Source organism: Massilia sp. Root418 (assembly GCF_001425265.1).
In the GTDB taxonomy this organism is placed as follows: Bacteria; Pseudomonadota; Gammaproteobacteria; order Burkholderiales; family Burkholderiaceae_D; genus Rugamonas.
This window is the reverse complement of the sequence record NZ_LMEC01000011.1, coordinates 1,054,487-1,078,715: the sequence shown is the minus strand read 5'-3', so window position 1 is coordinate 1,078,715 and position 24,229 is coordinate 1,054,487. Positions and strand designations below refer to the sequence as shown.

Here is a 24,229-nt window from a genome sequence, read left to right as displayed (position 1 = left end):
TCACCTTAGCGGGGAAAGTGGGGCGGCGGAGTGGCGCGCCACTCCTCGGGGATGGGCGGCAGCACGAAACGGCTGCAGTCGTGCTCAGGCGGGATGCTAGATTTCAAATAATGGTAATGGGCCGCGATGCGCTGGACGATTTTCTCGATGTCCGGCAGGAAGTCCGGATTGGTCTTCAGGTCGCCGCTGGCCAGGGTGTAGCGCGAAAAGTCCACATACATGCCGGGGTCGGTGATCTGCGGCGGCAGGCTGAATGGATGGCGCGTCATGATGACCGGGATGATCAGGTGGCTGGGCAGCGGATACCACAGGCGGCGTTCGTTTTCGATCTGTTGCATGGCGGCGAACTCGCGCCGCGTGTAGCCGTGCGCCTCGTATTTGGGCGTATAGATGACGATCATGCACACGCTTTCGCACAGCGCGGTGGCGATGCGCCGGTTCAGGTCGTCACCGCCGCCGAGTTGTTCGGTGTCGATGAACAGTTCGCTTTCATTGTCAAAGTGCGGTTCCAGGTAGCACTTGAGCGCCTCGGCCAGGTCATTCTTGAACCGGATCATGTGGGGGTGGCGCCCGTGCGCATAACTGAAGAAACAGCCGTAGCGGATAGTCGACATGGCAGCCTCCTGCTTGCTCATTGAATCCACTGTAGCGTTCTGGCCGTCCCGCGCTTTGCGAAAACGCAAACCGGAGGGCCGCAGAGAAAACGCGACAGCCATCAGGAATCCCCGTAAAATAAAACGACCGTACTATTCATAACCACAACCACATTGGAGACCGCATGAAAGCCATCGTATGCAAAGCCTGGGGCCCGCCCGACACCCTGACCGTGGAGGAGCTGCCGGACCTGGGAGCGGCGCCCGGCCACGTGGTGCTGGACGTGAAAGCGGCCGGCGTCAACTTTCCCGACGTGCTCATCATCCAGGGCAAATACCAGTACAAGCCGGCGCTGCCGTTCACGCCGGGCAACGAGGTCTCCGGCGTGGTGCGCGCGGTGGGCGAAGGGGTGACCGGCTACAAGGCCGGCGACAAGGTGATCGCGTTCTCGGCGCACGGCGCCTTCGCGCAGCAGCTGGCGGTGCCGGCCCAGACGCTGATGCCCATGCCGCCCGGCATGGACTTCGACACGGCGGCCGCCATCACCCTCACCTACGGCACCTCGCACCACGCGGTGGTGGACCGCGCCGCGCTCAAGGCAGGCGAGACCATGCTGGTGCTGGGCGCGGCGGGCGGCGTCGGCCTGGCGGCCATCGAGATCGGCAAGGCGCTGGGCGCGCGCGTGATCGCCGCCGCCTCCACCGACGAGAAACTGGCCGTGTGCAAGGCGCACGGCGCGGACGCGCTGATCAACTACAGCAAGGAAGACTTGCGCGAAGCGGTCAAGGCGGCCACCGGCGGCAAGGGCCCGGACGTGGTGTACGACCCGGTGGGCGGCGACTACGCCGAAGCGGCGTTCCGCTCCATCGCCTGGCGCGGGCGCTACCTGGTGGTGGGCTTTGCCAACGGCGAAATCCCCAGGCTGCCGCTCAACCTGGCGCTCTTGAAAGGCGCCGCGCTGGTGGGCGTATTCTGGGGCGAGTTCGCCAAGCGCGAACCGAAGGCCAACCTGGCCGGCATGATGCAGCTGCTGGGCTGGCTGGCCGAGGGCAAGATCAAGCCGCACATCTCGGCCCGCTACGCCCTGGCCGACACGGCGCAGGCCCTGAACGACATGGCGGCGCGCAAAGTCACCGGCAAGGTCGTCATCAACCCGCAAGCCTAGGCAAGCTGAGCCGCATTTCTCCCCACTTCGGGGTCAGACCCCGAAGTGGGGCGAAATGCGGCTCAGGCTGCTTGTAGGAATGGGGGAAAGGACGTCAGGATGGGCTGACGTCGGGGTCGGACGGGGGCACGCCTTTGAAGAAGTCGATCACCACTTGCGCGTCGCGGGTGCGCTTGAAGGGGGGCAGGCTTTGCCAGACGCGGCGGCCGTAGGGCTTGGTGATCACGCGCGGGTCGCACAGCATCAGCACGCCGCGGTCGCCTTCGTCGCGGATCAAGCGGCCGGCGCCCTGCTTGAGGTTGATGATGGCTTCCGGCAGCGTGTGGTGCATGAAGCCGTTCAGGCCCTGCTTTTCCATCACTTCGATGCGCGCGGCCAGCACCGGGTCGTCCGGCGGCGCGAACGGCATTTTGTCGATGATCACCAGCGACAGCGCTTCGCCGCGCACGTCCACGCCTTCCCAGAAGCTCTGGCTGCCGATCAGCACGCCGTTGCCGGATTTGCGGAACTGGTCCAGCAGCTCGGTACGCCCCTTGTCGCCCTGCACGAACAGCGGATACGGCAGGCCGCGCTGCTCGAACTCGTTGCGCAGGCGCTCGGCGGCGCGCTTGACGGCGCGCAAGGTCGTGCACAGCAGGAAGGCGCGGCCTTCCGAGGCTTCGATGATGGGCAGCGCCGCGTCCAGCACGGCGTCGGTGTAGCCCATGGAATTGGGGTCGGGCAAGCCCTGCGGCACGTACAGGATGCCCTGCTGCTCGTAGTTGAACGGGCTGGGCCAGGTGCGGGCCGGCTCGCCGGTCAGGCCCATCTGCTCGGCGAAATGCTTGAAGTCGTTCTTCACGGCCAGCGTGGCCGAGGTGAAGATCCAGCTGCGCGGCACGCCCTCGCGCTGGCCGTTGAAGATGGGCGCGATGGACAGCGGCGTCTTGTGCAGCTGCAGCGAGCTGGTGTAGGCCTCTACCCAGTACACCGCCTCCTCGCCCTTGTCCACCTTGGCCTTGGGATCGAACTTCCAGTCGCGCAGCGCGGTCATCAGCTCGATGCCGCGCATGCGGCACTGGTCCAGCGTCTCGGCGCGCTCGGCCTGCTTTTCCAGCACGGCCAGCATGCCGTCCAGCTCGTCCTTCAAAGTTTCCAGCGCCGGGAAGAAGCCGCTGGACGGGGCGATCTGCGGCAGCGACAGGCGCACGATGTCCTGCGGGAAGGTCAGGCGCAGGTCGCGCGCGGCCTTCTCCACCACCGTGACCACCTTGCCCCAGTCGGCGCCGTCGCGCGCGTGCGCCAGGCCTTCGGCCAGCACGTCGCGGCACAGTTCCAGCACTTGCGAGGTGCTGAAGGTGTCGCCGAAGAACAGGGTGGCGGTGTCGGGCAGCTGGTGCGCTTCGTCGAAAATGATGGTGTTGGCCGACGGCAGCAGCTCGGCCACGCCGGTATCTTTCAGCGCCACGTCGGCGAAGAACAAATGGTGGTTGACCACCACCACGTCGGCCTGCTGCGCTTCCTTGCGCGCCTTCATCACGAAGCAGTCCTGGTAGTACTGGCACTCGGCGCCCATGCAGTTGTCGCGGGTGGAGGTGACCAGGTTCCAGATGGTGGCGTTTTCCGGCACCCGGGCCAGCTCGGCCTTGTCGCCGGACGAGGTCATCTTCAGGAAACGCGAGATCTCGCGCAGGTAGCCCACGTCCTCGCGCGAGGTCATGCGGCCGTTCTGCAGGGTGCGCTCCAGGTGGTAGTGGCACAGGTAGTTGCCGCGCCCCTTGAGCAACGCCACCGACACCGGCGCCTGCAGGGCCGCGCGCACGGTGGGTATGTCGCGCAGGAACAGCTGGTCCTGCAGGTTCTTGGTGCCGGTGGACACGATGGTCTTGCCGCCCCACAGCAGCGCCGGCACCAGGTAGGCGAACGTCTTGCCCGTGCCGGTGCCGGCCTCGGCCATCAACGTGCCGCGCTGGTCGATGGCGGTGGCGATGGCCTTGGCCATCTCGGTCTGCGACTGGCGCGGCCGGAAGCCGCCCACAGCCGGACTGAGCGGCCCGCCGGGACCGAACAGGCGGTCGATGTCGGCATCGTGCTTGCCGGGTTCGGGGAGCGGGGCCGGGGCCTGGGCCGGCGCGGATGCCGGGGTGGACATGTCAGCCGTGAGTCGGAGATCGGTCAAAATAAGCTAAGATGGGGCTGCCGCGCGCTAAGTCAGGAGCGCGGCTCAGGCCGGTACGTCGGGCACCAGTTGCATTTTCAGCAAGGTGATGTAGTCTTTGAGCTGCAGCTTGCGTTTTTTCAGGCGGCGCAGCTGGAGCTGGTCGTGGTGGCCGTCCAGGGTGAGCATGTCGATCACGGCATCCAGGTCGCGGTGCTCCACGTCGAGCTCGATAATGCGGCGCTTGATTTCTTCTACGTCTGTCATAGGGTCTCGGTTCTGTTATATTTCCCAACAGTTTCGCATGGTCAACAACCCTACGCTTGCAACAAAACTGCTTACCGGTGCATAGTTTAACTCAGTGCACAGATGCAGGCTAGCCAGACCCTATGAGCAACTACAAAATTGAAGCCGGTACGGCCCAGCATCTGGGGAACCGGCCACAGCAGAATGACCGCGCCGCGCTCTACACGGCGCCGCGGGCACCCGGCTACGTGATGGCAGTGCTGGCCGACGGCATGGCCAGCGGCAGCACGGCGCCGGAGCAGGTGCTGCACACCAGCAAGCAGCTGTTCGACGAATACCGGGCCGGCGACACGGTCAACCTGGGGCGCCTGCAGGAGCTGCTGCGCAGCATCGCGCTGGAGACCCACGAGGTGCTGGCCATGAATCCGCTGGGGGCGGCCGGCGAGCCGCAGTCCACCCTGGTGCTGCTGGTGCTCACGCCGCAGGGCCAGGCCGTGTGGGCCAGCGTGGGCGACTCGCGCCTGTACCGCATGGCCGGCACGCAGTGCGCCGAGCGCAGCGGCGACGCCGCCTATGTCGAACACCTGGTGAACGTGGACAAGCTGCCGCTGGAGGCGGCCAGAAAACACCGCAGCGCGCGCCTGCTGGCCAATGTGCTGGGCAACCGGCAGAAGGCGCCGTTCGTGACGCTGGGCGTGCACCAGGGCCTGCAGCCGGGGGACGCGTTTTTGCTCTGCTCGGACGGCCTGTGGCAGTATTTCACCGACACGGAACTGGCCACCGTGGTGGCGCGCGCCACGCCGCGCCAGGCCTCGGAGATGCTGATTAATAAGGCTATCGAACGGGCCAAGGGACAGGGCGACAACTGCAGCATGGCCATTGTCAAGCTGGTGGCGCCGCCGAAGGAGACACCGGCTTACACGGTGCAGAAGATGGGCAAGGCGGTGTAGGCGGCGCCTGGCGGGTTACGCCGGGCAGGCCCGGCTAACCCGCCCTACTGGGCTTTGGCCCTGGCGGCGGCATCGGCCGCGTCCTTGGCTGCCTTGGCGGCGGCGTCGGCTTCGCGCTTGCGCTGCTTTTCTTCCTTGGCGGCCTTCTTGGCCGCGATGTCGGCCTGGCGCTTCTCGGACTCGGCTTTCTTCTTTTCAAACGCGGTGACGCTGGCGGCGCGCTTGGGCGCTTCGGCCGCGTCCTTGGCGGCCTGCGCCTTCACCTTGGCGTCGTACTCGGCCTGGCGCTGCTCCAGGCTGGGGCCGGGCTTGGCGGCCGGCTTGGCCGGCTCGCGCGCGGCGTGCGGCGCGGGCGGGTTTTCGATGCGGCGCGCCAGCTCTTCCTCATCCTTCTTCAGGCGCTCGGCCAGCTCGGCGTCGCGCTTGTCCACCGCGTACCTGCGCTTGAACTGGTTGGCTTCGACCTCGATGGCGCGCAGCCCGGCCAGCGCCACGCGGCGCTTTTCCTTGACCCCGTCCAGGCAGTAATTGACGAAGAACTTGGCGTTGCATACCTGCTCGGCGGCGTCGTACTCGGCCTGCACGGCGGCGCGGTCCCTGGCCACTTCGGCCAGGCGCGCGTCGGCCTGCTCCACGGAGTGCGATTGCGGGACGGCGGGCTCGCCGACCGGCGCCTGCCCGATCTTCTGCGCCGCTGCCGGTGCCGCCGCGCTCATCGCGGCGGCCGCTGCCGCCAGCAGGGCCGCAGCCGCCAGATTGAAGGTCTTTGCCATGTTTATCCTGTTGTTACGCCAGCGCTTCGGCAGCGCCGCGCTGTTCCTTGTCCATGTACTCGCGCGACTGCATCTCCACGATGCGCGACACGGTACGGTGAAATTCGTTGGCCAGCATGCCGCTGGTGTACAGCTCCTCCGGCTCCACTTCGGCCGACATGATCAGCTTGACCTTCTGGTCGTAGAACACGTCGATCAGCCAGGTGAAGCGGCGCGCCTCGGAAGACTGGCCGGCCGACATCATCGGTATGCCGGACAATATCACGGTATGGAACTGGCTGGCGATTTCCAGGTAGTCGTTCTGCGAGCGCGGGCCGCCGCACAGGGTGGCGAAATCGAACCAGATGATGGTGCCTGCGCGGCGCAGCGCGCGGATCTGGCGGCTCTCGATGGTCACGTGCGGGTCGTCGTCGGCCGTCTCGGCGATGCGCGCGTAGGCTTCGCGCAGCTTGCGGTCGGTCTCGGCGCCCAGCGGCGTGTAATAGGAATCCACCTGTTCCAGCGCGCGGCCGCGGTAGTCCACGCCGGCGTCCACGTTCATCACGTCCATCTTCTCCTTGAGCAGGGCGATGGTGGGCAGGATGCGGTCGCGGTGCAGGCCGTCCGGGTACAGCAGTTCCGGATCGTAGTTCGAGGTCATGATGAAGGACACGCCGTTGTCGAACAGGGCCGACAGCAGGTTGTACATGATCATGGCATCGGCCACGTCGGAGATGTGGAATTCGTCGAAGCAGATCAGGCGGTACTTCTTGGCCACCTTGCGCGCCACCTCCTCCAGCGGATTGGCCACGCCTTTGAGTTCGTCGAGCTGGCGGTGGATGTCGCGCATGAATTCGTGGAAGTGCAGGCGCGTCTTGCGCACCAGCGGCACCACCGAATAGAAGCTGTCCATCAGGAAGGACTTGCCGCGCCCTACCCCGCCCCACATGTACACGCCGCGCGGCACGTCGGGACGGTTGATGAAGCGTTTGAAACTGTTCGAGCGCTGGGCTTTGTAGTCCACCCACTCGTCGTAGCAAAGCTGCAGGCGGTCGACGGCGCGCTGCTGCGCCTCGTCGGCCTTGAAGTCGCGCTGCGTCAGCGCGTGCTGGTAGAACTCTTGGACGTTCATGAGAGATGCCGGTTACGCACGGCGGGTTACGCGCTCTGCGCTAACCCGCCCTACGGTCCGCATCTCGTGGGAGGTAGGGCGGGTTAGCCGCGCAGCGGCGTAACCCGCCATGATGCTTAGAAGTTCAGCGTGCGCTTGTCGATGGCCAGCGCGGCTTCTTTGGTTGCTTCGGACAGCGATGGGTGGGCGTGGCAGATGCGCGCGATGTCTTCGGCCGATGCCTTGAACTCCATGGCCACCACGGCTTCGGAGATCAGCTCGGAAGCCATCGGGCCGATGATGTGGACGCCCAGGATTTCGTCGGTCTCGGCGTGCGCCAGGAACTTGACCATGCCCGAGGTGTCGCCCAGCGCGCGTGCGCGGCCGTTGGCCAGGAACGGGAAGGTGCCTGCCTTGTACGGGGTGCCGTCGGCTTTCAGCTGCTGCTCGGTGCGGCCTACCCACGCGATTTCCGGCGAGGTGTAGATGACCCAAGGGATGGTGTCGAAGTTGGTGTGGCCGTGCTGGCCGGCGATGCGCTCGGCAACCGCCACGCCTTCTTCTTCGGCTTTGTGCGCCAGCATCGGGCCGCGCACCACGTCGCCGATTGCCCAGACGTTCGGCAGGTTGGTCTTGCAGTCGGCGTCGACCGCGACGAAGCCGCGCTCGTCCAGCGCCAGGCCGGCCTTGTCGGCGCCCAAGCCGTTGGTGTTCGGGGTGCGGCCGATGGAGACGATCAGCTTGTCGAACACGGCGGTCACAGCTTCGCCCTTGGCGTCGTTGTATTCCACGGTGACGTTGTCGGCCCCCTTGGTGACCGCATTGATCTTGCAGCCCAGGGAGATCTTCAGGCCCTGCTTGGTGAACAGCTTGTTGGCTTCCTTGGCGATCTGCTCGTCCACGGCGCCCAGGAAGGTCGGCAGGCCTTCCAGCACGGTCACTTCGGAACCCAGGCGGCGCCATACGGAACCCATTTCCAGGCCGATCACGCCGGCGCCGATCACGCCCAGCTTGGCGGGCACGGCGTCGATCGCCAGTGCGCCGGTGTTCGACAGGATCAGCTTCTCGTCGAAGTCCGCACCCGGCAGCGCGCGCGCGTTGGAGCCGGTGGCAACGATGACCTGCTTGGCGTTGATGGTCTCGGGCGCCTTGCCGCTGATGGCGATCGGGTAGCCGTCGGCGCTCGCTGCGCCTGCGAAGGCGGCGCGGCCGTGGAAGAAGGTGACCTTGTTTTTCTTGAACAGGAACAGGATGCCGTCGTTGTTCTGCTTGACCACGGTGTCCTTGCGCTTAACCATCTGGCCCAGGTTCAGGGACAGGCCGGACACGTCGATGCCGTGTTCCTTGAAGGAGTGGCCGGCGTGCTCGTAGTGCTCGGACGACTGCAGCAGCGCTTTCGATGGGATGCAGCCGACGTTGGTGCAGGTGCCGCCCGGTGCAGGGCCGCCCTTTTCGTTGCTCCACTCGTCCACGCAAGCGACCGAGAAGCCCAGCTGTGCAGCACGGATGGCGGCGATGTAGCCGCCAGGACCGGCGCCGATGACGACGACGTCAAATTGTTTGTTGCTCATGTTTTTATCCTAATTAATTTCGTCCGGGACGAATATCCATAGCAGGAGATAGATCACCAGCCCGAAGCCGAAGCAGATCGTGAACAGCGTGAAGACCAGGCGCCAGATCCAGGACTCCATGCCCGAGATCTTGCCCAGGCCGCCGCACACGCCGCCCAGCCAGCGGTCGCTGCGGGAACGGCGGAAGCGGTTGAATTCGCTGGCGAAGTCGCCCGAACCGTTGTCCTTGCTGAGCGACACCGGCGTGGTGTCGAGCAGCTTCTGCTTGGCGCGGGCGAATTCTTCGTCGCTCAGCGCGCCAGCCTGGTTCAGTTCGTGCAAACGCTTGATTTCTTCGGAGACGCTCATGACACCCCTTCGTAACTCTGCGGCGATGGTGGCGGCTTACGGCTGCGCCCAACCCGCCCTACGCCTCGCTGACCACGTAGGGCGGGTTGGCACGCAGTGCGTAACCCGCCAGGCTGAATTACAGGTCCAGCAGCAGGCGCGCCGGATCTTCCAGCGCTTCCTTCATGGCCACCAGGCCCAGCACGGCTTCGCGGCCGTCGATGATGCGGTGGTCGTAGGACATTGCCAGGTAGTTCATCGGACGGATCACGATCTGGCCGTTTTCCACCACGGCGCGGTCCTTGGTGGCGTGCACGCCCAGGATGGCCGATTGCGGCGGGTTGATGATCGGGGTCGACAGCATGGAGCCGAAGGTGCCGCCGTTCGAGATCGAGAAGGTGCCGCCGGTCAGGTCTTCCAGGGTCAGCTTGCCTTCCTTGGCCTTGGCGCCGAATTCGCCGATCTTCTTCTCGATGTCGGCAATGCTCATCTGGTCCGCGTTGCGCAGGATAGGCACCACCAGGCCGCGTGGCGAACCGACTGCGATACCGATGTCGAAGTAGCCGTGGTAGACGATGTCGTTGCCGTCCACCGACGCGTTGATGATCGGGTACTTTTTCAGGGCGGCCACGGCTGCCTTGACGAAGAAGGACATGAAGCCCAGCTTGACGCCGTGCTCTTTTTCGAACTTGTCTTTGTACTTGTTGCGCAGGTCCATGACCGGTGCCATGTTCACTTCGTTGAACGTGGTCAGGATGGCGTTCGTCGACTGCGACTCCACCAGGCGCTCGGCGATACGTGCGCGCAGACGGCTCATCGGCACGCGCTCTTCCGGACGCTCGCCCAGGTTAGGCGCGGCTGGCGCGGCGACTTTTTGCAGCGCAGGCTTGGCGGCGGCTGGCGCCAGCGGGGCCGGTGCTGCAGGCTTCGGCGCGGAAGCGGCGGACAGGGCGTCGCCCTTGGTCACGCGGCCGTCTTTGCCGGAACCGGCAACGTCGGAAGCGGACAGACCGGCTTCGGACAGGATCTTGGCGGCGGCAGGCATGGCCACGTCGCCTTTCGAACCACCGGTCGCGGCGGCAGCGGCAGCGGCTGGTGCTGCGGCGGCTGGTGCGGCGGCGGCGGCAGGAGCGGCAGGCGTCGCGCCGGCGGTCGCTTCGGTGTCGATGATGGCGATAACCTGGTCGGCAACCACGGTGGCGCCGTCCGGCTGGATGATCTGGACGATCACGCCTGCTGCAGGCGCTGGCAGTTCCAGTACCACTTTGTCGGTTTCGATGTCGATCAGGTTCTCGTCGCGTGCGACGGCTTCGCCGACTTTCTTGTGCCAGGTGAGCATGGTCGCTTCTGCGACGGATTCCGACAGTTGTGGGACTTTAACTTCGATTTGTGCCATGAAAAAACTCCGTATTTTGTATTCTTTGATGCCGCCGCCCGGGGGTGTATCCGGGCGGCGGCGGGCCTGTTACTTGGTGACTTATTTCGTCAGGATGAAGCCCTTCAGCTTCGAGAACGCGGTTTCCAGCAGGTCTTTTTGCTGCGCGTAGTGCTTGTCGTAGTAACCGACGGCTGGCGATGCCGAGGCCGGACGGCCTGCGTACGCCAGGCGCTGGCCTGCGTCCATGCTTTCGAAGATGTTGTGCTGGATCTGGAACCAAGGGCCTTGATTCTGCGGCTCGTCCTGTGCCCATACCACTTCCGCCAGGTTCGGGAACTTCTTCAGTTCAGCAGCGAACGACTTGTGCGGGAACGGATACAGCTGCTCCACGCGCACGATGGCGGTGTCGGTCTGGCCGCGGGTCTTGCGCGCGTTGACCAGATCGTAGTAAACCTTGCCCGAGCAGGCGATCACGCGCTTGACCTTCTTGGCGTCGATCTTCTCGTCCACTTCGCCGATCACGGTCTGGAACGCGCCTTTCGACAGTTCGCTCAGCGGCGAGCCGGCGTCCTTGTTGCGCAGCAGCGATTTCGGCGTCAGGATCACCAGCGGCTTGCGGAACTGGCGCACCATCTGGCGGCGCAGCAGGTGGAAGATCTGCGACGCGGTGGTCGGCTGCACCACTTGCATGTTGTTGTCTGCGCACAGCTGCAGGAAACGCTCGGGACGCGCGGACGAGTGCTCGGGACCCTGGCCCTCGTAACCGTGCGGCAGCATCATCACCAGGCCGGAAGCGCGGCCCCACTTCACTTCGCCGGAGCTGATGAACTGGTCGATCACCACCTGGGCGCCGTTGACGAAGTCGCCGAACTGGGCTTCCCAGATGGTCAGCGTGTTGGGTTCAGCGGTCGAGTAGCCGTATTCGAAGCCAAGGACGGCTTCTTCGGACAGCACGGAGTCGATCACGGTGAACGGCGCCTGCGATTCGGACACGTTCTGCAGCGGCACATAGGTGCCGGCGTCCCAACGCTCGCGGTTCTGGTCGTGCAGCACGGCGTGGCGGTGCACGAAGGTGCCGCGGCCGGCGTCCTGGCCGGTCAGGCGCACGGCGTAGCCGGACGATACCAGCGAGGCGTAGGCCAGGTGTTCGCCCATGCCCCAGTCCAAGTTCACTTCGCCACGGCCCATGGCGGCGCGGTCGGCCAGTACCTTCTCGACCAGCGAGTGCACTTTGAAGCCTTCCGGCACGGTGGTCACGCGGGTGGCCAGGCGTTTCAGTTCGGTCGACGGTACGGCGGTGTCGGCGGAATCGGTCCACTTGCGGTTCAGGAACGGCAGCCAGTCGACCGCGTACTTGTTCTTGAAGTTGGAGATCACTGGATCGACGGTGTGCTTGCCTGCGTCCATGGCGTCGCGGTAAGCGGCCACCATCTTGTCGCCGCCATCGGCAGCGATCACGCCTTGCGCGCTCAGCTTGTCGGCGTACAGGCGGCGGGTGCCCGGGTGAGTGGCGATCTTCTTGTACATCAGCGGCTGGGTCAGCGCTGGCGTATCCTGCTCGTTGTGGCCCAGCTTGCGGTAGCAGATGATATCAACCACGATATCCTTCTGGAACTGCAGGCGGTAGTCCATGGCGATCTGCGAAGCCAGCACGCAGGCTTCAGGATCGTCGGCGTTCACGTGCAGCACCGGTGCTTCGATCATCTTGACGACGTCCGAGCAGTAGATGGTGGAGCGCGCGTCGCGCGGATCGGAGGTGGTGAAGCCGATCTGGTTGTTGATCACGATGTGCACCGTGCCGCCGGTGCCGTAGCCACGGGTCTGCGCCAGGTTCAGCGTTTCCATCACAACGCCCTGGCCTGCGAACGCGGCGTCGCCGTGCACCAGGATAGGCAGCACTTGCGCGCCGGCGGTGTCGCCGCGGCGGTCCATGCGGGCCTTGACCGAGCCTTCAACCACGGGGTTGACGATTTCCAGGTGCGAGGGGTTGAACGCCAGCGACAGGTGGACCGGGCCGCCTGCGGTGGAGATGTCCGACGAGAAGCCCTGGTGGTATTTCACGTCGCCGGCAGGCAGGTCGTCGCCATGCTTGCCCTCGAATTCTTCGAACAGGTCTTTCGGGGCTTTGCCCAGGGTGTTGACCAGCACGTTCAGGCGGCCGCGGTGGGCCATGCCGATAACGATCTCCTGCACGCCTTTTTCGCCGGCGCGCTGGATGATTTCGTCGATCGAGGCGATGAACGTTTCGCCGCCTTCCAGCGAAAATCGTTTTTGACCCACATACTTGGTGTGCAGATAGCGTTCCAGGCCTTCAGCTGCCGTCAGGCGCTCGAGGATGTGCTTTTTCTTCTCTGCGGTGAAATTCGGGGTGGAGCGGATCGATTCCAGGCGCTCCTGCAGCCAGCGCTTTTCGGCCGGGTCGGAGATGTACATGTATTCCGCGCCGATGGAGCGGGTGTAGGTGTCGCGCAGGAAGTTGGTCAGGTCGCGCAGGGTCGCGGTTTCAGGACCGAAGTAGGTGTTGCTGATGTTGAAGACGGTGTCCAGATCGGCGTCGGTGAAGCCGTAGAAGCTCGGTTCCAGTTCCGGGATCGATGGACGTTCCTGGCGCTGCAGCGGGTCCAGGTTGGCCCAGCGGGAACCCAGGTAGCGGTAGGCGGCGATCAGCTGGGTGGCTGCCACGCGCTTGCGGCCCATTTCAGCGTCGGCCGAGGCAACCACGGTGCGGATCGGGCCGGCTTTGGCGCGTTCTGCGAAGGAGGCGATCACGGAGGCGTGGGCGACGTCCGGCTTGTTGGAGCCGTCTACGGCTGGGACGTGTTGCATCGAATCGAAGTACGCGCGCCAGTTATCGGGCACGGAACCTGGATTGTCGAGATACGCTTCGTACAGTTCTTCAACGTACGGAGCATTCCCACCGAACAGGTAGGAGTTGGACGACTGCTGCTGCATCATATTGCTCACCTTTCTTCGCGCTTCGCGAGGAATTAGCGGGTTAATCTAACCTTCCGCGACACGGCCTGACCGGTTAGCGGATTGCACATCAAGTTGTGGGGAAGGACTCGGTAATACGGTAATGAAAAAAAAACGGTCGCTAAGGATAGCACGCGGTATTGAGTTCAAACAACCATACACGCACGAAAAATTGCGGGATAGGCAGGGTGTCAATCATGTCTTTTCCATAATTGGTATGCTTGACGCCAGCCAGCCGGGGTCGTGCGCGAACCAGTCCAGCAGGTGGTCCAGCATGGCGCGCAGGGCCGGCGGCATGTGCTCGCGCGAGGTGTAAATGCCGTAAATGCCCATGCGCTGCGGACGCCAGGCGGGCAGCAATTCCACCAGCCGGCCCGAAGCCAGCAGCGGCGCGGCGGCAAAGCGCGGCTGCAGCGCCACGCCGGCGCCCTCCACCGTGGCCGCCAGCAGCGCCATCGACTCATTGGCGGACAGGTTGCCGCTGACGGGAATCTGGAGCATGGCGGCGGCGCTGCCTGCGGCGGGCGCCGCGGCCGTTTCAAAGCGCCACACGCTCTTGCCGAAATAGCTGTAAGTCAGGCAGTTGTGCTGCGCCAGCCCGACCGGATCCTGCGGCGCCGGCCGCTCGGCCAGGTAAGACGGCGCGGCCACCACCACGGAGTCGCAGTCGCCCAGCCGGCGCGCGATCATGTTCGGCTCCAGGCCGTTGGTGATGCGGATGGCAAGATCGATGCGCTGCTCCACCAGGTTGACGGCGCGGTTGTCCACCTGCAAATCGATGGCGGTGCGCGGATAGCGGCGCAGGAAGGCGGCCACCGCGCCGGCCAGCGCCGTCTGGGCCAGCGAATGCGAGCTGGCCAGGCGCAGCAGGCCGTGCGGCGCGTCCGGATCGCCGGCCGCGTTCATGCCCTCGGCCAGGGCCAGCATCTCGCGGCAGCGCGCCAGCGTCACCTCCCCGGCCGCCGTCAGGCTCACGCGGCGCGTGGTGCGGTGCAACAGGCGCGCGCCGCACCACGCCTCCATCTCCGCCAGGTAGCGCGTGACCATGGCGCGCGACATGTCCAGCGCGTCCGCCGCCGCAATCATGCTGCCCCGTTCCGCGATCTCCTTGAATACCTGCGCCGCCGTCAGCCTGTCCATTACTCATCCGATCCATGCAATTAACAGTTGCAATTTACACTGTTTTTCAGACGAATGGATGGGCCTACACTGGCCTCATCAATTACCTCACAAGGACCAGCACCATGATCAAGCAGACTCTCGCCGCCGCAGCCCTCGCCGCCTCCGCCACCGTCTCCGCCGCGCCGCTCACGCTGGAGGTGTTCAACCCGGGCGAAGCCGCCATCTTCCCGGTGGCGTCCGTGCTGGTGAAAGGCCAGAAGGACGCCGTACTGATCGACGCCCAGTTCTCGCGCGGCGAAGCGCAAAAGCTGGTGCAGCAGATCAAGGCCAGCGGCAAGCGCCTGACCACCGTCTACATCAGCCACGGCGACCCGGACTTCTATTTCGGCCTGGACGTCATCCAAGCCGCCTTCCCGGAGGCGAAGATCCTTGCCACCCCGGGCACCATCGCCGCCATGGAAAAGAAAGCCGCCGCCAAAGTGGCGTACTGGGGCCCTATCCTGAAAACCAACGCGCCGCAATCCATCGTCATGCCGCAACCGCTGCAGGGCGACACCATCAAGCTGGAAGGCGAATCGCTGAAAATTGCTGGCCTGGACGGCGCCACGCCGGACCGCACCTTCGTCTGGATTCCGTCCATCAAGGCGGTGGCCGGCGGCGTGGTCCTGTTCAAAGGCCTGCACGTCTGGATGGCCGACACGCAGACCGCCGAGTCGCGCAAGCACTGGCTGGCCACCTTGGACCGCATCGCCGCGCTCACCCCCGCAACCGTGGTGCCGGGCCACTTCGCCCCGGGCTCGGAACTGACGCCGGACAGCATCGCCTATACCGCCGGCTACCTGCGCAAGTTCGAAGCGGCCACGGCGCAGTCGGCCGACTCGGCGGCCCTGGTCAGCGCCATGAAGGCAGCCTACCCGGCAGCAGGCCTGGCCAGCGCGCTCGATATCAGCGCCAAGGTCGCCAAGGGCGAGATGAAGTGGTAAGCCTGCAGTTGCCGTAGATCAAATCGGCGCGCCATGAAGTCCACTATTGTTCCGGGACACCCCTGGAACGGAGCAGACCATGGCGCGCGCAGTCATATGCAAAGGCGATCCCACCTCGCACGGCGGCAAAGTCCTCGAAGGCAATGAGAACGCCACCTGCCTGGGCAAGCCCATCGCCCTGAAGGGCCACAAGACGTACTGCCCGCTGTGCAAGGGGCAGTTTCCCATCGCCGAAGGCCTGGGCCACCACAGCTTCGGCGGGATCGGCACCGTTGTCGAAGGCATGAAAACCACGTGCGGGGCCACGCTGCTCGCCACCCAGCACGTGATGACGGTGGACGGGACCGGCGGCGGCGCAAGCCAAGCGGCCGCCACGCCTGCCGCAGCAGCACCCGGCGCCAAAGAGGCGACCTACCGGGGCGCTTTCCGCGCAGTCGACGAGCACACCGGCGAGCCCATCGCTGGCCTCCCCTACCGCATCGACCTTCCCGACGGCAGCAGCCTGCGCGGCGTCACCGGCGCCGACGGCCGCACCGAAGCCATCCGGCACCACGACCCAGCCACCGCGACGCTGCACTGGGAGACCGAGGAGCGCGGATCATGAGCGCCGGCACCGCCGCTGGCAGCTGCACGTTGACGCAGGCAGGCGCAGTCACCGACATTCCGGTTGGCCAGAAATGCTCGGTTACCTACATCTTCAACACGAAGGCAAGCGGCGCTGACAACCTCGCCATACCGTACGCCGTCGCGCTGAACGGCTCCGTTCTGCCTGAATATGACCATAAACCTCACAGCCTAACCGGCGACCGGAAAATCAAGCTCAAGGTAGCGCCGGGCAGCAAAGTTGCTCTTTATCTCAATAGTGACGCACGGCAGGGATTCCGGACCCACCCCGTCTACGCCGTCCAAGTTGGCTCGCGCGACGTCGAAATACTTATTACCGAACGCCTGGGCCGAGGGAATACTGAAACAGCCATGCTCGGCCTACCGGTCTGCATCGAGGAAGGCAATGGCAGGCGATTCGACAAATACGAGGCCACGCTAACTGGCAACGTCTGGATGAAAGTGTCGCACCGGTATACGCGCGAAGAGGCAAACGAACTGATGCCAGCGGACGCCGACCCTAGCATCCGCGCAGCCGTGCTTTCCATTTTCTCTCCGCTGCCCAACCCAATACTAGGGATAACCTTCCTCGCAAGCCGGGAAAAACCAGCCGAAGCCATCACCCTGACGTTCCAGGAACAGCAGAGCGTTAACGCCAATACTTCTTACTGCCCCCTTCTACAAGAGGTCCTGCCTCGTACCCACCCGCTTTGCTATCTTGCCTTAATCACTGAAGCGCGCGCAGCCGGCATTACCAAACTCAGGGTGACTTCCGCATGGCGCCCGTCTTTCGGCAGCATCGTCCACCGCGCAGGCTTGGGCTTAGACGTGGACTACATCGAGTCGGCCGGCGCTCAACTGACCATAGCGCGCAAATCTATCTCGGAGGGCGGCCAACAAAGCAGCGCGAACGTTTCCCAAGACGAAAAACAATTGTTTGATGAGATGAAAAAGAAACAAGCGGAATTCAAGTTAAAGAAGGAGCACGCGGCCAGATGCGTCACGGCCACAGCGCATTCGCCTGGAGACGCTTCCTTAGCAGAAAAATGCAGCGCAGCGGCCGACGAAGTAAAGCTCGCTGCCGAGGCAGCGGCGGAAGCAAAGAACGCCTGGAAGAAAAAGATGCAAGCTGAAGACCCTGCTTTGATGAATTCCTTAAGGTCACGCTTATCAATTCGACCTGATGTTCACCAAATCCTTGACCCATGGTATATGGACTTCAATACCCAGGACAAGCGACCGGCCGATCCCAACGAACATCGTCCCGGCGTCGAGAAAGCACACAACAATCACCTACATATCACTATAAAAGAGCCGAGGATTCTATGAGCCTCCCCCGCACAAAAACAACCCGGCCGCGCGCCGACATCGTTCTTCTGCTGTTGCTGCAGTTGGCAATAGGCGCAGTTGGGGCCAGGGACGCGAGAGCAAGCGCAGACACAGAAGAATCCGCGGCGTATAGATATTCAGGCGCCCCCTGGCCGCTGCGATACTTTATATATGTTGACGAAGCAGGCCTAATGAAGAGATTCAGGCTGAAGATGGCAGAAATGAACGCCAACAGGGAGCGGGGGACTGAAAACGCAGTGTATAGGGGGTTCGAAGAATTCTTCCCGCCCGATGCGGCAATCGCCACCCCAACGAAACATATTGGAATCACAACACTAATATTCTCACGATCGGGAACGTTGCTTAGCCCAGAATTCCATCGTTTCCATTTCACAGCAGCGCGAACTGATTTGAACAATCTCGTACTACTGAAGAATGGGATCGGAAATAGCAGAGAAAAGCCTTATCATTTCGCGTACTGGTGGGAACTCCCTGGAAAACACATTATGTCGCCAGCCGTTTGTGACATCACTGACGACCTCAGGTATGTTACAGACAATCCGAAAAGCAAGGGATACATCGGTGGCTTTGGGTGCCGCGAATGGTCTGCCCAGCTTCAAGATGACGAGCGCCCCTACATTGACGTTACCTCCTATCTGGAGGACGGCCTACATATCATCTCAGACTTTGTCGGGTGGTCCGGCTTTGAGCACAAGCTTAAGCCCGTAATAGGAAAACATCTTACCGAATGGATCTGCCTGCATGAGTGTCCAGGAGGCGAAGATCCTGGGGTAATTAAAAGCATGGAGGCATGGACGAAAAAGCACGGATTCCCTATGCCGAAACAGCCGACTCGGCAACCAGAGTTTCCCGATTCCTTTTTTCAAAACATCGACCTGGAGTAGCCAGGAAGCGCGATGACCGGCGATTGGATGGATATTAGGCCAGTTTCTAGCATGGTTATGCCAGTTTCCGGCATGACTCACGTTGCGCGTCACAGGCAACCCTCTCTGCCTGCGTAGCCTCTGCTGTCCTTGCCACAATTTCGCGCAGCAGCGAAGGCAGCGCCGCTTCGGCTTTAGCCGTATTTTTTCCCGATGGCGCTATATTATGGAGCACTCCCGAGGTTGGAGAACCAGTGAAGCCGAGATGAACCGCTGTCAAAGGCAAATAGTCCGAGCAAGCGTACGGTGATAGAATTAGGAATTCGACTTACTTGGCACGATTAAATGTCTACTCTTGAGCAGCTTCGTGCGGGCGAATTGAATGGCGCAACCCGCCTGCAGATCGCCTGCGGACTCACCGAGTTCCCCCCAGAAATCTTTGAATTGGCCGATACGCTGGAGATCCTGGACTTATCCGGGAATGCATTGTCCTCTCTGCCGGACGATTTATCGCAGCTGCACAAGCTCCGTATTATTTTCTGTTCAGACAATCAGTTCACAGAATTGCCGGCAGTATTGGGCGAGTGTGCAAGCCTGAGCATGGTCGGCTTCAAAGCGAACTTCATACGCACCGTCCCCCCGCAGGCTTTGCCCGAGCAATTGCGCTGGCTTATACTGACCGGCAATGAAATAGAGGAGTTGCCGGCCGAATTGGGCGCGCGTCCTTTGTTGCAAAAGCTAATGCTGGCTGGGAACCGCTTGCGCGCACTGCCGGCAGAGATGGTCAATTGCAATCAGCTCGAATTATTGAGGATTGCCGCTAATCAATTGACTGAAATGCCGGCGTGGCTCCCTTCCCTGCCTAAGTTAACCTGGCTTGCCTATGCTGGTAATCCTTTTTGCGCTGACCTGGAGGTTCCATCCAGTGCAACGAGGATCGCCTGGGACACATTACGCCCACAGAAAAAGCTAGGCGAAGGCGCGTCCGGGGTAATTTATTATGCAGAGCATCTGCAGGGTGCGGACAATGGACCAGTCGCGGTCAAAATATTTAAGGGGGCAATGACCAGCGATGGCTCGCCGCTTTGCGAAATGGCGGCCTGCATCGCCGCTGGCTCGCACCGCAATCTCATCCCAATTCTTGGCGAAGTGTCGGGCCACCCTGGCGGCCTGCATGGCCTGGTGATGTCGCTGATCGAACCAGAGTTCGGCAATCTGGCAGGTCCACCCAGCCTGGACAGTTGCACACGCGACATTTACCCGGACGACAAGCGCTTCGGCCTCAAGGCCACGCTGGCCATCGCCCACGGCATCGCGTCGGCTGCGTGCCAGTTGCATGAGCGCGGCATCATGCATGGCGACCTGTATGGCCATAACATCCTGCACTGCGGCGAAGGACGCACCCTGTTGGGCGACTTCGGCGCCGCCTCCTTCTACGCGCCGGACGCGCCGCACGCCGCGAGCCTGCAGAGGCTGGAAGTGCGGGCCTTCGGTTGCCTGCTGGAAGAACTGCTGGAGCGCAGCGACGCGCCGGCGGGCGCAAACGGCGTGCTGCAGCAACTGGCAGCGCTCAGGGACGCGTGCCTGGCAGCCGAGCCCGCCTCGCGCCCGCTGTTCGCGGCACTGGAGCGGCAGTTGGCCGACCTGCGCCAATCCCCACTAGACAATCCGTTCTAGATATTTTATTCTAGTTCCATGACCAATACCGCCCCGCCCAAACCCACTGCTTCCGAACTGGAGATGCTGCGCCTGCTGTACGCGCTCGGCCCCGCCACGGCCAAGCAGGTGCATGCCGCCGCCCTGGAAACGCGGCCGGACATGAACTATGCCACCGTGCTGCGCCTGCTCCAGGTGATGCACACCAAGGGCCTGCTGGCGCGCGACGAAAGCCAGCGCGCCCACGTCTACAGCCCGCTCCAGGAGCAGGAATCAGTGCAAACCAGCCTGCTGAAAGAGCTGATCCAGAAAGCGTTCTCAGGGTCCGGCAAGGCGCTGGTGCTGGCCGCGCTGCGCGGCGGCCACGTCACGCCGCAAGAACGCGAGGAAATCCAGGCACTGTTGGATAAAGAGTAGTAAAAGCTGAAAAATTCCCCAAGCGCGCGCCGCCGCGCTCCGCCTGAGCTAAACTATTGCATTGCAAGAGACCATGGTCCAGGCTCGCCGGCAGCCCGGGCTCCCATTTTTGCCGGCCAACAATAGCAAGGCATGGGGGCAATATGGATATTGTCGGGCAGGTGGCGGCCGAAAAGGTCGCCGCCGCTTCATTGAAGGACGTGATGGAGTTGTTGGCCGACGCGTTCTACGTGCTTGACGAGGTGGGACATCTGATTCTCTGGAACCATCGGGTCGAGCTGGCCACCGGGCTGGCTCCGCAGCACTTGCGCTCGATGCACATGCTGGATCTGTTCCACCCGGAGGACCGGCCCGCCGTTTCGCGCACCTTCTGCGGCGCTTTTCAGAACGACGGCCCGGTGCACGTCGAAGCGCGCTTGCTGTCGGGCGGCGCCGCAATTCCTTACCTGTTCTGCGCCGGGCGCATGCAAGCGGCCGGCGGTACCTACCTGCTCGGCACCGCCGTCAACCTGTCCAGCGTTCGGCACCGCGGCGAACTGGCCGAACTGCGCGAGCGGGCCTTGCACGCCGCCAGCAACGGCATCGTGATCACGCGCAGCAGCGGCAAGGACAACCTGATCGAATACGTCAACCCGGCCTTCGAACGCATCACCGGGTATACCCGGCAAGAAATACTGGGGCAGGATTCCCGCTTCATGGCGGCCGACGAACAGGATGCGGCGCAGCGCGCCGAACTGGCCGCCGCGATCGCCGATAGGCGACCGGTTACGGTGGTGCTGCACAATGTGCGCAAAAACGGCGAGCGGTTCTGGAACCGGCTGTCGGTCACCCCGGTATCCGACGCGCAGGGGCGCGTGACGCACTTCATCGGCATCATTGAGGACATCACCGAACTCAAGGAGCGCACCGCCCAGCTGGAGTACCAAGTCACGCACGACCCGCTGACCGGCGTGGCCAACCGCACCCTGCTGCGCGACCGCCTGGAGCATGCGCTGCTGGCGGCGCGCCGCAGCAGCCACCTGGTGGCGGTGGTGCTGCTGGACCTGAACAAGTTCAAGGAGATCAACGACACCCTGGGGCACGACGCCGGCGACCACGTGCTGTGCATGGTGGCGCAGCGCCTACAGTCCGCGCTACGCGACAGCGACACCGTGGCCCGCCTCGGCGGCGACGAATTCGTGCTGGTGCTGGCCGAACAACCCTCGCTACGCTTTACACTGCGCATGATAGAACGCATCCGCGCCGCCCTGGCCGACGAGCTGCAGTTCGAGAGCCAGAACCTGCCGGTGGCAGCCAGCATGGGCGTGGCGGTCTACCCCAACGACGGCGACAATTTCAGCGTGCTGCTGCGCGCGGCGGACGCCGCCATGTACAAGAGCAAGAGCGGCAGTCCCAACGCGGTGCATTTCCATTCGCCCGACATGGCCAGCGCCTCGGATGCGCGGCGGCGCATGGAGCAGGCCATGCGCGAGGCACTCGACGGCGACAGCCTGTACCTGAAATACCAGCCCAACGTCTGCCTGCAGACCGGGCGCATCGTGGGGGTGGAAGCGCTGCTGCGCTGGCGCCACCCGCAGCTGGGCGAACTGCTACCCGCGATGTTCCTGAACGAAGCAGAAGAGAACGGCCTGATCGTGCCGCTGGGGCGGCGCGTGCTGGAGGACGTGTGCGGCACCATCAAGCGCCTCGGCCAGCTGGGCTACGCCGGGCTGCCGGTGACGATGAACGCCTCGTACCGCGAATTCGGCCAGCACGACTATCTGCCCCACATTGCGCGCACCGTGGCACGCCACGGCATCGACCCGGCCTGCCTGGAACTGGAGTTGCGTGAAACGCAGCTGATGCGCAACCCGGACGTGGCGCGGCGCCTGAGCGCGGGCGTGCGCGAGATGGGCCTGCGCATGGCGATGGACGAATTCGGCGGCGGCGCCTCCAACCTGGCCTGCCTGCGCGCGCTGCGGCTGGACCAGCTGAAAATGGCGCCGGCCCCGGTGCGCGAAATCGGCGCGCAGCGGCGCAGCGGCGCATTGGCCAAGACCATGCTCGACATCGGCCGCAACCTGGAAATCAAGGTGGTGGCCACCGGCGTCGAAACCCGCACCCAGCGCGACTTCCTGGCGCAGCACGGCTGCGCCAGCATGCAGGGCCACTATGTCAGCCAGCCGCTGGCGCGCCCCCACCTCGAACAGTGGCTGCGGCGGCGCGCATGAGGCGCGCTAGGACCGGCGCGGCCGGCGCGCCGGCACTGTTTACAGCCGGGTTCGGCGAACGCGCCGCTGTTCCAGAGGTCTACAGCTAGACCTGCCTACCGGAGACCCCTATGCTCGCCGAACTACCCGAGAACCTGGCCGCCTTCCTGATCGGTAGCGGCGGCGCAATCCAGAGCTGGAATCCCGGCTGCCAGCAACTGCTCGGGCACGGCGAGGCCGAGGCGCTGAACCAGGCCGCCGACACGCTGCTGGCGCCGCTTGCCGATGCCCACGCTGCGGCGCTGCGCGCCGCAGGCGCCGGGGACAGCGCCGAGATCGAGCTGGGCCGCGCCGATGGCAGCCGCGCACGCTACCAAGTCCGCCTGCTGGCCCAGCACAACCGGGGCGGACCGGCCGGCTGCGTGGTGCTGCTGGCGCCGGCGCCTGCGCCGCGCAGCGAGCGCCAGCTGGTGGGGGCGCTGGAACTGGAATCGCTGATGAGCCTGGGGAATAACAACTTCTGCGTCATCAACAGCAGCGGCCAGCTGGTGCTTTGGAACCGGCAGATCGAATTGACCACCCAGCTCAGCAGCGCGGAACTGTCGGCCGCCCTTGCCGCCGACCTGTTCCCCGAGCAGCACCGCGACATGGTGCGGCAACGCCTCCAGGAAGCGCTGGCGCAGGGCGGCGAACTCCAGCTCGAATGCGACATGGCCGCCAAGGACGGGCATGTTACGCCCCACCTGTTCACCATCAACCGTTTCCGGCTGGCGAACCAGTACTACATCTTCTGCCTGGGCCTGGACATCACGGCGCGCCGCCGGGACGAGGAAACGCTGCGCCTGCGCGAGCGGGCCCTGCACGCCACCAGCAATGGCGTCGTCATCACGCGCTGCGCCGGCGAGAACAACCCGATCGTGTACGTCAATCCCGCGTTCGAACACATCACCGGCTACAGCGCGGCCGAGGCGATCGGCAACGATAGCCGCTTCATGGCCGCGCCCGGCCTGGACGAGGCCGAGCGCGCCCAGTTGCGCGCCGCCATCGCCGCCGAGCGCGAGGTCAACGTGGTGTTCCGCAACCTGCGCAAGAACGGCGAACTGTTCTGGAACGACCTGACGGTGACGCCGGTGCGCAACGACGAGAACCAGGTCAGCCACTTTATCGGCGTCATCAACGATGTCACGGCCCTGAAGCAACGCACTTCGCTGCTCGAGCACGAAGTCAACCACGATCCGCTGACCGGCCTGGCCAACCGCAACCTGCTGTGGGACCGGCTGGAGCAGGCGCTGCACGCGGCCCAGCGCAACAAGACACTGGTGGCGGTGCTGCTGGTGGACTTGAACAAGTTCAAGCAGATCAACGACACGCTGGGCCACGAGGCCGGCGACGAAGTGCTCAGGCTGGTGGCGCGCCGGCTGCAAGCCGCGGTGCGCGACAGCGACACCGTGGCGCGCCTGAGCGGCGACGAGTTCGTGCTGGTGCTGGTCGAACAGCCCTCGCTGCGCTTCACGCTGCGCATGATCGAACGCCTGCGCGCCAGCATGGACAGGCCGCTGCTGTTCGACGGCAAGGACGTCACGGTCGGTGCCGCCATGGGGGTGAGCATCTACCCGCACGACGGCGGCAGCGCACTCGACCTGGTGCGCGCCGCCGACGTGGCCATGTACGATGCCAAGGGCAGCGGCGCACTGGAGGTGCGCTTTTACTCGGCCGAGATGCGCTCGTGCACCCAGGCCAGGCACAAGTTGGAAACCGACATGCGCAACGCAGTCGCCAACAACGAGGTGTTTCTGCAATTGCATGCGCAGGTCCCGCAGCAGCAGCGGTTCCAGCGCCGCC

General features: G+C 64.1%; 19 protein-coding genes and 1 pseudogene. 10 read left to right on the top strand and 10 right to left on the bottom strand.

The window, feature by feature from the left end; all coding sequences use genetic code 11:
• Positions 1-5: 5 nt before the first annotated feature.
• The gene (locus ASC94_RS12315) at positions 6-614 is read right to left on the bottom strand and encodes a toll/interleukin-1 receptor domain-containing protein (protein WP_056395068.1); all 609 of its coding nucleotides are present in this window, start codon (positions 612-614) and stop codon (positions 6-8) included.
• A gap of 164 nt (positions 615-778) precedes the next feature.
• On the opposite strand from ASC94_RS12315, the gene ASC94_RS12310 reads away from it, so the two are divergent.
• Complete coding sequence (locus tag ASC94_RS12310; protein WP_056394850.1) at positions 779-1,759, top strand: NADPH:quinone oxidoreductase family protein; 981 nt, start codon at positions 779-781, stop codon at positions 1,757-1,759.
• A 94-nt stretch (positions 1,760-1,853) separates the two neighbouring features.
• Here ASC94_RS12310 and ASC94_RS12305 read toward each other — a convergent pair whose 3' ends face one another.
• Both ASC94_RS12305 and ASC94_RS12300 read right to left on the bottom strand, forming a co-directional pair.
• On the bottom strand, positions 1,854-3,890 hold the full coding sequence (locus ASC94_RS12305) for an ATP-dependent DNA helicase (RefSeq protein WP_056394848.1): 2,037 nt from the start codon (positions 3,888-3,890) through the stop codon (positions 1,854-1,856).
• 72 nt (positions 3,891-3,962) lie between these two features.
• The gene (locus ASC94_RS12300; protein WP_056394845.1) at positions 3,963-4,163 is read right to left on the bottom strand and encodes a YdcH family protein; all 201 of its coding nucleotides are present in this window, start codon (positions 4,161-4,163) and stop codon (positions 3,963-3,965) included.
• A 122-nt stretch (positions 4,164-4,285) separates the two neighbouring features.
• On the opposite strand from ASC94_RS12300, the gene ASC94_RS12295 reads away from it, so the two are divergent.
• Positions 4,286-5,092 carry a PP2C family serine/threonine-protein phosphatase gene (locus tag ASC94_RS12295; RefSeq protein ID WP_056394843.1) on the top strand — a complete coding sequence of 269 codons (807 nt, stop codon included), beginning with the start codon at positions 4,286-4,288 and terminating at the stop codon, positions 5,090-5,092.
• A 44-nt stretch (positions 5,093-5,136) separates the two neighbouring features.
• On the opposite strand, the gene ASC94_RS12290 is transcribed toward ASC94_RS12295, so the two are convergent.
• The 7 genes from ASC94_RS12290 to ASC94_RS12260 form a co-directional block, all read right to left on the bottom strand.
• A complete protein-coding gene (locus ASC94_RS12290; protein WP_056394841.1) occupies positions 5,137-5,865 on the bottom strand; it encodes a hypothetical protein in 729 nt (242 codons plus the stop codon).
• A gap of 13 nt (positions 5,866-5,878) precedes the next feature.
• Positions 5,879-6,976, bottom strand: coding sequence for a cell division protein ZapE (zapE, locus tag ASC94_RS12285; RefSeq protein ID WP_056394839.1), 1,098 nt, complete (start codon positions 6,974-6,976; stop codon positions 5,879-5,881).
• A gap of 116 nt (positions 6,977-7,092) precedes the next feature.
• A complete protein-coding gene (lpdA, locus tag ASC94_RS12280; protein ID WP_056394837.1) occupies positions 7,093-8,526 on the bottom strand; it encodes a dihydrolipoyl dehydrogenase in 1,434 nt (477 codons plus the stop codon).
• 9 nt (positions 8,527-8,535) lie between these two features.
• On the bottom strand, positions 8,536-8,874 hold the full coding sequence (locus tag ASC94_RS12275; protein ID WP_056394836.1) for a PspC domain-containing protein: 339 nt from the start codon (positions 8,872-8,874) through the stop codon (positions 8,536-8,538).
• 118 nt (positions 8,875-8,992) lie between these two features.
• On the bottom strand, positions 8,993-10,249 hold the full coding sequence (gene odhB, locus ASC94_RS12270) for a 2-oxoglutarate dehydrogenase complex dihydrolipoyllysine-residue succinyltransferase (protein WP_056394832.1): 1,257 nt from the start codon (positions 10,247-10,249) through the stop codon (positions 8,993-8,995).
• An 81-nt stretch (positions 10,250-10,330) separates the two neighbouring features.
• Positions 10,331-13,186: a 2-oxoglutarate dehydrogenase E1 component gene (locus tag ASC94_RS12265; RefSeq protein WP_056394830.1), complete on the bottom strand. Its 2,856-nt coding sequence runs from the start codon at positions 13,184-13,186 to the stop codon at positions 10,331-10,333.
• A gap of 213 nt (positions 13,187-13,399) precedes the next feature.
• The gene (locus ASC94_RS12260) at positions 13,400-14,344 is read right to left on the bottom strand and encodes a LysR family transcriptional regulator (RefSeq protein ID WP_056394827.1); all 945 of its coding nucleotides are present in this window, start codon (positions 14,342-14,344) and stop codon (positions 13,400-13,402) included.
• A gap of 104 nt (positions 14,345-14,448) precedes the next feature.
• Between ASC94_RS12260 and ASC94_RS12255 the strand changes: the two genes are divergently transcribed.
• The 8 genes and pseudogenes from ASC94_RS12255 to ASC94_RS34235 form a co-directional block, all read left to right on the top strand.
• Complete coding sequence (locus ASC94_RS12255) at positions 14,449-15,309, top strand: MBL fold metallo-hydrolase (protein ID WP_056394826.1); 861 nt, start codon at positions 14,449-14,451, stop codon at positions 15,307-15,309.
• Between the two features lie 79 nt (positions 15,310-15,388).
• Positions 15,389-15,913 carry a PAAR domain-containing protein gene (locus ASC94_RS12250; RefSeq protein ID WP_056394824.1) on the top strand — a complete coding sequence of 175 codons (525 nt, stop codon included), beginning with the start codon at positions 15,389-15,391 and terminating at the stop codon, positions 15,911-15,913.
• A complete protein-coding gene (locus tag ASC94_RS12245) occupies positions 15,910-17,241 on the top strand; it encodes a hypothetical protein (RefSeq protein WP_056394822.1) in 1,332 nt (443 codons plus the stop codon). Before ASC94_RS12250 ends, ASC94_RS12245 begins: the two co-directional genes overlap by 4 nt.
• Complete coding sequence (locus tag ASC94_RS32520) at positions 17,238-18,146, top strand: hypothetical protein (RefSeq protein WP_157201398.1); 909 nt, start codon at positions 17,238-17,240, stop codon at positions 18,144-18,146. The genes ASC94_RS12245 and ASC94_RS32520 overlap by 4 nt, the downstream gene beginning before the upstream one ends.
• Before the next feature lie 324 nt (positions 18,147-18,470).
• On the top strand, positions 18,471-19,802 hold the full coding sequence (locus ASC94_RS12235; RefSeq protein WP_056394818.1) for a leucine-rich repeat-containing protein kinase family protein: 1,332 nt from the start codon (positions 18,471-18,473) through the stop codon (positions 19,800-19,802).
• An 18-nt stretch (positions 19,803-19,820) separates the two neighbouring features.
• The gene (locus ASC94_RS12230; RefSeq protein WP_082616435.1) at positions 19,821-20,198 is read left to right on the top strand and encodes a BlaI/MecI/CopY family transcriptional regulator; all 378 of its coding nucleotides are present in this window, start codon (positions 19,821-19,823) and stop codon (positions 20,196-20,198) included.
• Positions 20,199-20,341: 143 nt separating this feature from the next.
• On the top strand, positions 20,342-22,408 hold the full coding sequence (locus ASC94_RS12225) for a bifunctional diguanylate cyclase/phosphodiesterase (RefSeq protein WP_056394816.1): 2,067 nt from the start codon (positions 20,342-20,344) through the stop codon (positions 22,406-22,408).
• Between the two features lie 110 nt (positions 22,409-22,518).
• Positions 22,519-24,024 (top strand): annotated as a pseudogene (locus tag ASC94_RS34235) (diguanylate cyclase domain-containing protein); the annotation flags it as partial.
• Positions 24,025-24,229 lie beyond the last annotated feature (205 nt).